Here is an 11,887-nt window from a genome sequence, read left to right as displayed (position 1 = left end):
CGTTCAAGGTGTCTTCAGGAGGCCTTGCACCTCCACCGGGCTCAAGAGCCTCGTCGAAATCAGTTCTCCGGCATTCACCCGGCCGCTGCCGAGGAACGCACGGGGGTCGGGGCCGTACACGCGGACCTGCTCCGCATCTGCCAGCGGCAGGCGGCGGCGCAGGCCGCTCAGGAATCGGCCGGCGTCTTCGTCGCCGAGGCGCACCACCGGCCAGTCGGCCAGCAGCGCATCGGCATCGAGCAACGCGGCTTCGCGCTGTGCTTCGTCCATGCCGGCCAGTTGCTCCAGCGTGAGCGCCTGGCCGAGCGTCAGGCCACCGGTCTCGGTGCGGCGCAGCGCAGCCAGGTGGGCGCCGCAGCCGAGCGCTTCGCCGATGTCTTCGGCCAGCGTGCGGATGTAGGTGCCCTTCGAGCAGCGCACGTCGAGCGTCCAGCGGTTGTTTTCACCGGCAGTCTCGTCCGCATGGTGGTCATCAACGATGGCAATGCGATGAATCGTCACCTCGCGCGCCTCGCGCTCGATCTCGATGCCGGCGCGCGCGTAGTCGTACAGCGCGCGGCCTTCGTGCTTCAGCGCCGAATGCATCGGCGGCACCTGGCGGATCGGGCCGGTGAAGCGCTCGATCGCGGCCTGCAGTTGCGCGCGCGTCACGTCCACCTCGCGCCGCTGCAGCACCTCGCCCTCGGCATCGGCCGTGGTGGTCGTGGTGCCCAGCTGCAGCGTGGCGCGGTAGGTCTTGTCGGCGTCCAGGCTGACCTGCGAGAACTTGGTGGCCGCGCCGAAGCACAGCGGCAGCAGCCCGGTGGCCAGCGGGTCCAGCGTGCCGGTGTGGCCGGCCTTCTCGGCGCGGTACAGGCGCTTGGCTTTCTGCAACGCGTCGTTGCTCGACAGGCCGAGCGGCTTGTCGAGCAACAGCACGCCGTGGACGGCGCGCCGCGGAATGCGCGGGCGTTGTGCGTTCACCGGATCAGTCGTCCTTGGCCTGCGTCGAATTGGCCTGCTGGATCAGCGCGCTCAATTCGGCCGCCCGCTCGGTGGTGCGGTCGAAATAGAAATGCAGCGTCGGCACGGTGTGGATCTGCAGCCGCTTGAACAAGCCGTTGCGCAGGAAGCCGGCGGCCTCGTTCAAGGCCTCCTCGCATTCCTTCACGTCGCCGACCAGCAGCGAGAAGAACACCTTCGCGTGCGCATAGTCGGGCGTGACCTCGACCGCCTGCAGCGTGACCATGCCGATGCGCGGATCCTTCAGGTCGCGGATCAGCTCCGCCAGATCGCGCTGGATCTGGTCGGCGATGCGGAAACCGCGGTTCGGAATGGCTCTTTTGTGTCGCATGTTCAAGGCTCCTGCCGGGGGCGAGGGGGTCTCCCGAGACTCTCTTCAAACACAAACCCCGCCATCTTTCGGAGGGCGGGGTTTGGGGGAGAGACCCACTCCGCTTTACAGCGTTCGTGCCACTTCCTTCACCTCGAAGAACTCCAGCTGGTCGCCTTCGGCGATGTCGTTGTAGTTCTTCAGCTTGATACCGCACTCGAAGCCTTCCTTGACTTCGCGCACGTCGTCCTTCAGGCGGCGCACCGATTCGACTTCACCGGTGTACACCACCACGTTCTCGCGCAGCAGGCGGAAGCGCGCGTTGCGGCGCACCACGCCCGAGGTGACCATCGAGCCGGCCACCGTGCCGATCTTCGAAGCCACGAACACCGTGCGGATCTCGGCGGTGCCGATCACCTCTTCGCGCTGCTCCGGCGCCAGCATGCCGGTCATCGCCTTCTTCACGTCGTCGACCGCGTCGTAGATGATGTTGTAGTAGCGCAGGTCGACGCCGTTGCCTTCGGCCAGCTTGCGCGCACCGGCATCGGCACGCACGTTGAAGCCGACGATCACGGCCTTCGAGGCGATCGCGAGGTTGATGTCGCTCTCGCTGATGCCGCCGACCGCCGCGTGCACGATCTGCACCTTGACCTCGGCGGTGCTCAGCTTGAGCAGCGACTGGGCCAGTGCTTCCTGCGAACCCTGCACGTCGGCCTTGATGATCAGTGCCAGCGTCTGCGCTTCGCCCTGGCCCATGTTCTCGAACATGTTCTCGAGCTTGGCGGCCTGCTGCTTGGCCAGCTTGACGTCGCGGTACTTGCCCGAACGGAAGGTCGCGATCTCGCGCGCCCGGCGTTCGTCGGCCAGCACCATGAACTCGTCGCCGGCCTGCGGCACTTCGGTCAAGCCCTGGATCTCGACCGGCAACGACGGACCGGCTTCGGTCGCCGGCTTGCCGTTTTCATCGAGCATGGCGCGCACGCGGCCGTAGGTCGAGCCGGCCAGCACCACGTCGCCACGCTTCAGCGTGCCCGACTGCACCAGCACCGTCGCGACCGGGCCGCGGCCCTTGTCGAGCTGGGCTTCGATCACCAGGCCCTTGGCCGGCGCATCTTTCGGTGCCTTCAGTTCCAGCACCTCGGCCTGCAGCAGCACCTGCTCCAGCAACTGGTCGATGCCCATCCCGGTCTTGGCCGACACCGGCACGAACGGCGAATCGCCACCGAAGTCTTCCGGCACGACCTGTTCGGCCACCAGCTCCGACTTCAGGCGCTCGACGTTGGCCTCGGGCTTGTCCATCTTGTTCATCGCGACGACGATCGGCACCCCGGCCGCCTTGGCGTGCGAGATGGCTTCCTTGGTCTGCGGCATCACGCCGTCGTCCGCCGCCACCACCAGGATGACGATGTCGGTCGCCTTGGCACCGCGGGCACGCATCGCCGTGAAGGCCGCGTGACCCGGGGTGTCGAGGAAGGTGATCATGCCGCGCGGCGTGTCGACGTGGTACGCGCCGATGTGCTGCGTGATGCCGCCGGCTTCGCCGGCGGCCACGCGGGCACGGCGGATGTAGTCGAGCAGCGAGGTCTTGCCATGGTCGACGTGACCCATGACGGTGACCACCGGTGCGCGCGGCAGTTCTTCGTGCGTCGATTCGGCCTGGGTGTCTTCGAGGAAGGCTTCCGGGTCGTCCAGCTTCGCAGCGAACGCCTTGTGGCCCATTTCCTCGACGAGGATCATGGCCGTTTCCTGGTCCAGCTGCTGATTGATCGTCACCATCTGGCCGAGCTTCATCAACTGCTTGATGACCTCGGACGCCTTCACCGACATCTTGTGCGCGAGGTCGGCGACGCTGATGGTCTCCGGCACGTGCACTTCCTGGATCTGCTGCTCAGGCGGTGCATTGAAGTTGCCGCCCTGCGAATCGTTGCGGTCGCCACGGCGGCCCCCGCGAGGCGCACGCCAGCCCGGCCGGGCCGCGGCGTCGTTGCGGGTCTTCAGCGCGCGCTTCTTCGCGGCGTCATCGGCCCAGCTCGACGACAGCTTCTCGGACTTGACGGACTTCTTGTCGCCCGGCTTGTCGCCCGGCTTCGCGGCGGCGGCCGTGGTCGTCCCCGGCGCGGCAGCCGGCTTGTGGATCGTGCCCTTGATGCCTTCCTTGCCGGCTTCCGGCTTCGGCGGTTCTTCGGGCTTCTTGGCCGTCAGCACCTTCTTCGGCGCGTTCATCATCGCGCGGATCGCGGCGGCTTCGTCCTCGGCGGCCTTGCGGCGCTTGGCGAGGTCGGCGGCGCGCTGCTTCTCTTCGTCGACGACGTCGGCAGCCTTGATCACGCGCAACGCGGGCTTCGGCGGCTCGACAGGCGCAGCCGGCGCCGCGGCAACCGGCGCGGCGGTCGGTGCCGGCGCCGCCTTGGCCGCGGCGGCCGCGGCCTTCGCGGCAGGTGCCGGCGTCGGCGCGGTCGGCGCAGCCGCGGCGGCCTTCGCGGCAGCAGCCGCGGCGGCGGCCGCTTTCGCGGCTTCCTCGGCGGCGGCCTTCGCGGCGGCCTCGGCGGCTTCACGTGCGCGGGCCTCGGCGGCCTCGCGTTCGCGGGCTTCCTGCTCCTCGCGCAGGCGGCGCTTCTCGGCCAGTTCTTCTTCCTGGCGGCGCAGCAGCTCGGCCTGGGCCTGGGCCTCGACCTCGCGGCGCTGCAGTTCGGCGTCGTCGACGACCGGCGCTGCCGGCTCTTCGGACGGCGCCGATTCATCGCGTTTGACGAAGGTGCGCTTCTTGCGCACCTCGACCTGGATCGTGCGCGCCTTGCCGCTCGAATCGGCCTGCTTGATCTCGCTGGTCGACTTGCGGGTCAGCGTGATCTTCTTGCGCTCGCCCCCGCCCGTGCCATGGGCGGTGCGGAGGTAGTCAAGCAGTCGCTCCTTGTCGGACTCGGTCAGCGCGTCGTCGCTCGACGCCTTCGCGACGCCGGCCGACTGGAGCTGCTCGAGCAGCGCAGCCGCCGGGCGATTGAGCTCAGCAGCCAACTGGGCGACGGTGGTCACAGCCATTGTGAATATCCTTGCTTGGTACTTGCAGTGCAGCGTTCGATCGGGCGTTGGGGCATCAGGTCGTTCAATGTCAGGTCGTGAACCAGTGTTCGCGTGCCTTCATGATCAATGCCTTGGCCTGGTCTTCCCCGATGCCGGCAATTTCAGTCAGCTCGTCGACCGCCAGGTCGGCGAGGTCATCGCGTGTGTTGATCCCGCTCTCGGTCAGCTTCGGGATCAGGGCCGGGTCCAGCCCTTCGAGGTCGCGCAGGTTCTGCGAAACGTCTTCCATTTTCTCTTCGCGGGCGATCTCCATCGTCAGCAAAGCGTCTTTGGCCCGCGTGCGCAGCTCGTTGACGGTGTCTTCGTCGAAGCCTTCGATCTCGAGCATTTCCTGCATCGGGACGTAGGCCACTTCCTCGAGGCTGCTGAAGCCTTCGGCGATCAGGATGTCGGCCACTTCGGCGTCGACGTCGAGCTTGTCGACGAACAGCTTGCGAACGCTGTCGGACTCCTCGCTCTGCTTCGCCTGCGACTCTTCAGCCGTCATGATGTTGATGCGCCAGCCGGTCATCTCGGAAGCCAGGCGCACGTTCTGGCCGCCGCGGCCGATCGCGATCGCGAGGTTCTCTTCATCGACGACGACGTCCATCGCATGGCGCTCTTCGTCGACGACGATCGACTGCACGTTGGCCGGGGCCAGAGCGCCGATCACGAACTGCGCCGGGTCTTCGGACCACAGCACGATGTCGACACGCTCGCCGGCGAGTTCGTTGGTGACCGCGTTGACGCGCGAACCGCGCACGCCGACGCAGGTGCCGATCGGATCGACCCGCTTGTCGTGCGAGATCACCGCGATCTTGGCGCGCGAACCCGCATCGCGGGCGCACGACTTGATCTCCAGCAGGCCCTGCTCGATCTCGGGCACTTCCTGGGCGAACAGCTCGATCATGAAGCCGGGCGCGCTGCGCGACAGCACGATCTGCGGGCCGCGCAGCGTCGAATCGACCTCGGCGATGAAGGCGCGGACGCGGTCGCCGGAGCGCAGGTTTTCCTTCGGGATCATCTCGCTGCGCTTCAGGCGTCCTTCGACCCGGCCGGATTCGACGATCACGTCGCCCTTGTCGAGGCGCTTGACGGTGCCGACGAAGATCTTCTCGCCGCGCGACAGGAAGTCGTTGAGCAGCTGCTCGCGCTCGGCGTCGCGGATCTTCTGCAGGATGACCTGCTTGGCCGCCTGGGCGCCGATGCGGCCGATCGACACCGAGTCGACCGGTTCCTCGATGTAGTCGTCGACCTCGATGTCGGGGATCTGCTCGAGCGCCTCGAACAGCAGGATCTCGGAATCGGGCAGTTGCAGGCCGGCCTCGTTCGGCACCACGTGCCAGCGGCGGAAGGTTTCATATTCGCCGCTCTCGCGGTCGACGGTGACGCGCATGTCGACCTCGCCTCCGTGCAGCTTCTTGCTGGCCGAGGCCAGGGCGGCCTCGACCGCGCCGAACACGACTTCGCGATCCACGCTCTTCTCGCGCGAGATGGCATCGACCAGCATCAAGAGTTCACGATTCATTCTTAGGATCTCCGTCAACATCTTCGGCCTGCACGTCGGCGTCGTGCGGCGCAGCAGCCGGCTGCGCAAAGCGCCGGCCCTTGAAATCGAGGACGGGCACCAAGTGGGCGTCCCGCACTTCCTCGAACGAAAATTCCAGGGCCTGGTCGACCTTGCCGTCGTTGAACACCAGGCGCCACTGCTCCCCCAGGGCCTCCAGCACGCCGCGGTACTTCTTGCGGCCCTGGAACGGCATCTTCAGCGTCAGCTCGATTTCCGAGCCGGCGAATCGCTGGTAGTCGGCAGGCTTGTTCAGCGGCCGGTCCAGCCCCGGCGACGACACTTCCAGGCGCTCATAGGCGCACCCTTCGACCTCCAGCACGTGCTGCAGCTGGCGGGTCACCTTCTCGCAATCCTCGACCACGATGAACTCACCGTTCGGATCATTCTGCAACCGGTCGATGAAGACACGCAGCAAACCCTTGGGACTGCGATCGCAGCTCACGAGGTCGTAACCCAGCCCGGTCACGGTGCGTTCAACAACGTCTTGCCAATTCATCCAGCGAGTGTCTTCAGAGGTTATGAAAATGTGGAGAAGCAAAAAAAATGGGCTGGAAGAATCCGCCCATGCAGTTTTCTTGCGAAAGACGCATTGTATCTCGCTGAGCGAGCACGCGGCAAGGGTTGTGACGGGCAAGCCCATGTGCATGCCAGAATGAGCACCCCCTTTTGATGACACCAGACTGGAGACTCCATGGGATTCCTGGCCGGCAAGCGCTTCCTGATCACCGGCGTTCTGTCCAACCGCTCGATCGCCTACGGCATCGCACGTGCCTGCCGGCGCGAAGGCGCCGAACTGGCGTTCAGCTACGTCGGAGAACGCTTCCGGGACCGCGTGGCCGAGTTTGCCGCCGAGTTCGACTCCACGCTGTTGTTCGATTGCGATGTCGCGAGCGACGAACAGATCGACGCGATGTTCAACCAGCTCGGCGAAACCTGGCCACAGTTCGACGGTTTCGTCCATTCGATCGGTTTCGCACCGCGCGAAGCGATTGCCGGCGATTTTCTCGACGGCCTGTCGCGCGAGAGTTTCCGGATCGCCCACGACATCTCCAGCTACAGCTTCCCGGCGATGGCCAAGGCAGCCGCCTCGCGCCTGACCCCGAAGGCCGCGTTGCTGACGCTGAGCTATCTGGGGGCGATCCGCAGCGTTCCCAGCTACAACACGATGGGGCTGGCGAAGGCCTCGCTCGAGGCCTCGGTCCGCTATCTGGCGGCCAGCCTGGGCCCGAAGGGGGTGCGGGTCAACGGCATCTCGGCCGGGCCGATCAAGACGCTGGCCGCATCCGGCATCAAGGGCTTCGGCAAGATACTCGACGTGGTCGAGCAGAACGCGCCGCTGCGCCGCAACGTGACGATCGACGACGTCGGCAACGTCGCGGCCTTCCTGCTGTCCGACCTCGCGGCCGGCGTGACGTCCGAAATCACCTATGTGGACGGCGGCTTCAGCCACGCGATGGGCGGCGCTTCGGAGGCCTGACCCGTCACCCGGATGCCAATCCGGGTGGCATGACAACCCCTCGCCCGGCGGGGCCGCCTGGGATCGGCCCGGCGCTCGATCCGCTCCGGCCGGCTACAGGTCGTCCAGCGCCCGCAGCGCGCCGAGCAAGGCCGGCGAGGTGCTGGCCTGCACCACGAAGGTCGGCATCGCATCCAGGTAGGCCCGGAACCGCCCCTTCGCGATGAAGCGCTCGCGGAAGGTCGATCGGTCGATCCGGTCGCCCAGGCGCGGCACGATGCCGCCGCCGATGTACATCCCGCCGCGCGTGCCGAGCGACAGCGCCAGGTTGCCGGCCACGCTGCCGAGCAGCGCGAAGAACATGTCGAGCGCCTCGACGCAATGCGCGTCGCTCGCCGCCACTGCGCGCTCGCTGACCTCGGCCGCGCTCAACGGATGCGCGGTGGCGCGGTCGACCTGGCACAGCGCCTCGTACAGGCTCACCAGCCCCGGGCCCGACAAGGCCCGCTCGGCTGACGCATGGCCGTAGCGCTGGCGCAACGCCGCAATCACCGCATCCTCGCGCGGCGTCGCGCCGCCGAGCGTCACATGGCCGCCCTCCCCGTTCAGCGGCACCACGCGCTCGCTGCCCGGCACCCGCAACAGGCCCGACACGCCGAGCCCGGTGCCCGGGCCGATCAGCCCGACCGGCGCGCCGTCGACCACCGCCCCGCCGCCCACCTGCCGCAGTTCGGCCGGCTTCAGCGACGGCAGCGACAGCGCGAGCGCCGTGAAGTCGTTGATCAGCAACAGCCGCTCGAGGCCGAGCGTCCGGCGCACCGCCTCGATCGAGAACGACCAGTGGTGGTTGGTCATCTGCACCCGGTCGCCGACGATCGGATTGGCGATGCCGATCGCGCACCAGCGCGGGCGCACCGCCGGCGAATGCGTTTGCAGGTAATGCGCCATCGCATCCTGCAGCGTCGGGTGATCGGCCGCCGGAAGGGTGTCGACGGCGCTCAGCTCGGCGCCAGGCGCCAGCTGCAGCGCGAAACGCGCGTTCGTGCCACCGACGTCACCGACCCACCGCGGATATGAATCTGCCTGCATGTCAACGTTCTCTCGTTCGAGTCACCGCAGGCAAACCCCGTGGCAACGGTCCTCGCCGCAGCGCGACCATTCGCACGCGGCCTCCGACGCGGAGTGCGCCCCCTCGAAGCGCTCCGCCCGGCGCGCCATGCACCCGAACCGTGCGCTCGACTTTGTAGCCAAACTACTTTTCATGATAGCCAAGCCGGCCGCAAAGTATCGGCAGCTGGGCATTCGGGACTTCCCTGATGGGTGTGGTTATTGTGATAAACGACGGGAAAACCCGCGTTTACCGGCTGTAGTCGGATTACTAGAGTCAACCTTGACAAAACATTACAGCCAACGATGTAGCCGTGCTACTCGCTGGCACAAGGAAGACAACGCACGTTTCCAGCCATTCGGGGCGAACTGCGAACCGCTCGCCCCAGCCCGTTTCCCCCAACCGCTGCAGCAATGGGTCCCCCCAGACCAGGCGCTCGGCACATTTCAAAGCAAAACCTCTGAGGAGTCAGTTGATGAAGAGTCAGTTCAAGCTCGCAACCGTTGCCGCCGCGATGGGTCTGTTGAGCGCCACCTCTGCACAAGCCGTCGATTGGGGCGGCTACTTCCGCACCGGCCCGGGTGCCACGTCGAAGGACTCGTCGCGCGCCTGCTACGGGCTGGGCGGAGAAGGCATGAAGTACCGGCTCGGCAACGAGTGCGACTTCTACGGCGAGTTCCTGCTGAGCCAGGGCTTCAAGGCCGATGGCGTGGAATACAAGGCCGCGCTGATGACCAACCTGTACAGCAATGGCACCGACACCGGCGCAGTGGACCGCGGCCTGAGCGGGCAGCCGGCGACGAACCAGTCGCTGGACCACAGCAAGCTGGGCATCAACCAGATGTATGTCGAGGGCAAGGGCTACGACATCGCCCCGAACACGAACTTCTGGATCGGCAAGCGCTTCTACGGCCGCGCGGACGTGCACATCGTCGACACGTTCTTCGTGAACCTGTCGGGCGTGGGCGCCGGTGCGGACAGCATGGACGTCGGCGGCGGCAAGCTGGCGATCGCGGCGTTCCGCTCGGACAGCGCCGACTCGACCAAGCCGGGCTCGCGCGTGAACGTGGACTTCTCGGAGCTGGTGGTGAACCCGGGCGGCAAGCTGCGCATCGTGGGCACGATCACGAAGGGCGACTTCACCGACGGCAAGAACGGCTTCGGGCTGACCGCGCAGCACAACCAGGACAACGCGCTGGGGCTGGGCGGCACCAACATCCTGTGGGTGCAGTACGCGCAGGGCTCGGCCGGGCTGAACGGCAACTTCGGCAACCTGGGTGCGAACTCGGGCAACAAGAGCTACCGCATCGTCGAGAGCCCGGGCTGGCAGGTCGGCCCGTTCGGCGGGCAGGGCATGGTGATGTTCCAACACGACAAGCTGGACGACGGCCTGGGCAACACGACCAACGTGAAGTCGGTGTCGGTGGGCGGGCGCGGCTCGTACGCGCTGACCAAGAACTTCAAGCTGGTGGCCGAAGCGGCGTACGTGCAGAAGAAGCCGGACGACAGCGACACGCAGAAGCTGGCGAAGTTCACCTTCGCGCCGACGCTGGCGACCGGCCCGGGCTTCTGGAACCGTCCGGAACTGCGCCTGTACGTCACCACCGCGAAGTGGAACAACGCCGCCAACGCCGCCTCCGGCGCCAACGGCCTGACCGGCAACGCCGACGGCAAGACCAAGGGCACCTCCTATGGTGCCCAGGCTGAAATCTGGTTTTGAGCCTGACTGCGTAGCGCTGAACGCGCCCGCCGCTGCGAAGCAAGGCACGCGCGGGCGCCGAGGTACTTCGATGAGCTTATGTTCTGATAAGGGACTGTTCACAGCCTGACGACCCGGCTGCGGCCGGGTCCGTGACGCAGTACGGGGCCGGCTGGGAAGCCGGCCCTTTTGACGAGCACTTGACCCAGAGGACTCGCACCCCATGGCCGACCTGCAACTGAAGTCGCTGCGCAAGGCGTTCGACGACGTGGTGATCCTGCCTGGGGTGGACCTTTCGGTGCGCGACGGGGAGTTCCTGGTGTTCGTGGGCCCATCGGGCTGCGGCAAGTCGACGCTGCTGCGCTGCATCGCGGGGCTGGAGGACATCACGTCGGGCGAGCTGTACATCGGCGGCGAGCGGGTCAACGACGTGCCGCCGGCCAAGCGCGGCATCGCGATGGTGTTCCAGAGCTATGCGCTGTACCCGCACATGACGGTCGCCGAGAACATGGCCTTCGGGTTGCGGCTGGCGGGGTATTCGAAGGACGAGATGCGCGCGGCGGTGCAACGCGCCGCGCAGGTGCTGCAGATCGAGCACCTGCTGGAGCGCAAGCCCAAGGCCTTGTCCGGCGGCCAGCGCCAGCGCGTGGCCATCGGCCGCGCGATCGTGCGCAAGCCGGGCGTGTTCCTGTTCGACGAACCGCTGTCGAACCTGGACGCGGCGCTGCGGGTGCAGATGCGGGTGGAGCTGTCGCGGCTGCACCAGGAACTCAAGACCACGATGATCTACGTGACGCACGACCAGGTGGAGGCGATGACGCTGGCCCATCGCATCGTCGTGCTGAACGCCGGGCGCATCGAGCAGGTGGGCACGCCGATGGCGCTGTACCACCGGCCGGTCAACCGCTTCGTCGCCGGCTTCATCGGCTCGCCGCGGATGAACTTCATCGCCGGCACGCTGGTCGGCGTGAACGATGGCCGGAGCGCCGGGCTGGCGCGCATCGCGCTGGCCGACGGCTCGAGCGTGGCGGTCGATGCCGATGTTTCATCGCTGCAGCCGGGCGTCGCGGTCACGGTCGGCCTGCGCCCCGAGCACGTCGACGCGAGCGCGCAGCCGAGCCCGGACGCGCTGCGCGCGCACGTGCAGCTTGCCGAGCACCTGGGCGATATCACGTACCTGCACGTGACGCTGACCGGCGCGACGCAGAGCGGCGCCACCGACGCGATGACGATCCGCACCGCGCCGGAGAACCCGCTGAAGACCGGCGACACCGCGTACCTGAGTTTCCCGCCGCAGCGCGGCTTCCTGTTCGACGAGCAGGGGCGCACGCTGTTTTCCTCTTCCCCACAAGACACACCCGACGGAGACAAGCGATGAACACCAAGCGACATCACCTGAAGCGACTCGCCGCTGCTGCTGCAGTCCTGGCCCTGGCCGGCGCGCTGCCCCTCGCCGCGCAGGCCGCCGAGCCCGGCAAGCTGCTGGTCTGGATCAACGGCGACAAGGGCTACAACGGCCTGGCCAAGGTCGGCGAGGAGTTCACCGCCAAGACCGGCGTGCAGGTGGTGGTCGAGCACCCGGAGGATGCGCCCAACAAGTTCCAGCAGGCGGCCGCCGCCGGCAAGGGCCCCGACATCTGGATCTGGCCGCACGACCGCATCGGCGAATGGATCGCCGGCGG

9 protein-coding genes and 1 pseudogene are annotated in these 11,887 nt (G+C 67.1%); 4 read left to right on the top strand and 6 right to left on the bottom strand.

The window, feature by feature from the left end; genetic code table 11:
• Nucleotides 1-3 precede the first annotated feature (3 nt).
• The 5 genes from truB to rimP form a co-directional block, all read right to left on the bottom strand.
• Entirely contained in the window at nucleotides 4-963 is a 960-nt protein-coding gene (gene truB / locus FHT26_RS00050) for a tRNA pseudouridine(55) synthase TruB (protein ID WP_168558170.1), read from the bottom strand.
• Nucleotides 964-967: 4 nt separating this feature from the next.
• The gene (gene rbfA, locus FHT26_RS00045) at nucleotides 968-1,333 is read right to left on the bottom strand and encodes a 30S ribosome-binding factor RbfA (protein WP_168558169.1); all 366 of its coding nucleotides are present in this window, start codon (nucleotides 1,331-1,333) and stop codon (nucleotides 968-970) included.
• Between the two features lie 105 nt (nucleotides 1,334-1,438).
• Nucleotides 1,439-4,351, bottom strand: a complete 2,913-nt coding sequence (gene infB, locus FHT26_RS00040) for a translation initiation factor IF-2 (protein ID WP_168558168.1) — start codon at nucleotides 4,349-4,351, stop codon at nucleotides 1,439-1,441.
• Between the two features lie 70 nt (nucleotides 4,352-4,421).
• Nucleotides 4,422-5,900, bottom strand: coding sequence for a transcription termination factor NusA (gene nusA, locus FHT26_RS00035; protein ID WP_168558167.1), 1,479 nt, complete (start codon nucleotides 5,898-5,900; stop codon nucleotides 4,422-4,424).
• Nucleotides 5,890-6,438, bottom strand: coding sequence for a ribosome maturation factor RimP (rimP, locus tag FHT26_RS00030; protein WP_168558166.1), 549 nt, complete (start codon nucleotides 6,436-6,438; stop codon nucleotides 5,890-5,892). Before rimP ends, nusA begins: the two co-directional genes overlap by 11 nt.
• 195 nt (nucleotides 6,439-6,633) lie before the next feature.
• On the opposite strand from rimP, the gene fabI reads away from it, so the two are divergent.
• Nucleotides 6,634-7,419 (top strand): enoyl-ACP reductase FabI, encoded by a 786-nt coding sequence (gene fabI, locus FHT26_RS00025; RefSeq protein ID WP_168558165.1) that lies wholly within the window; start codon nucleotides 6,634-6,636, stop codon nucleotides 7,417-7,419.
• A gap of 93 nt (nucleotides 7,420-7,512) precedes the next feature.
• On the opposite strand, the gene FHT26_RS00020 is transcribed toward fabI, so the two are convergent.
• The gene (locus FHT26_RS00020) at nucleotides 7,513-8,487 is read right to left on the bottom strand and encodes a glucokinase (RefSeq protein WP_168558164.1); all 975 of its coding nucleotides are present in this window, start codon (nucleotides 8,485-8,487) and stop codon (nucleotides 7,513-7,515) included.
• Nucleotides 8,488-8,981: 494 nt separating this feature from the next.
• Between FHT26_RS00020 and FHT26_RS00015 the strand changes: the two genes are divergently transcribed.
• The 3 genes and pseudogenes from FHT26_RS00015 to FHT26_RS00005 form a co-directional block, all read left to right on the top strand.
• A complete protein-coding gene (locus FHT26_RS00015) occupies nucleotides 8,982-10,226 on the top strand; it encodes a maltoporin (protein WP_168558163.1) in 1,245 nt (414 codons plus the stop codon).
• A 202-nt stretch (nucleotides 10,227-10,428) separates the two neighbouring features.
• Nucleotides 10,429-11,583, top strand: coding sequence for an ABC transporter ATP-binding protein (locus FHT26_RS00010; protein WP_168558162.1), 1,155 nt, complete (start codon nucleotides 10,429-10,431; stop codon nucleotides 11,581-11,583).
• Nucleotides 11,580-11,887 (top strand): annotated as a pseudogene (locus FHT26_RS00005) (extracellular solute-binding protein); the annotation flags it as partial. The gene FHT26_RS00010 and the pseudogene FHT26_RS00005, both read left to right, overlap by 4 nt.

Origin of the sequence: Rhizobacter sp. SG703 (assembly GCF_012275445.1) — a bacterium.
In the GTDB taxonomy this organism is placed as follows: Bacteria; Pseudomonadota; Gammaproteobacteria; order Burkholderiales; family Burkholderiaceae_C; genus Rhizobacter.
Note: the sequence above shows the minus strand (reverse complement) of the source record. Positions and strands in the feature narration are given on the sequence as shown.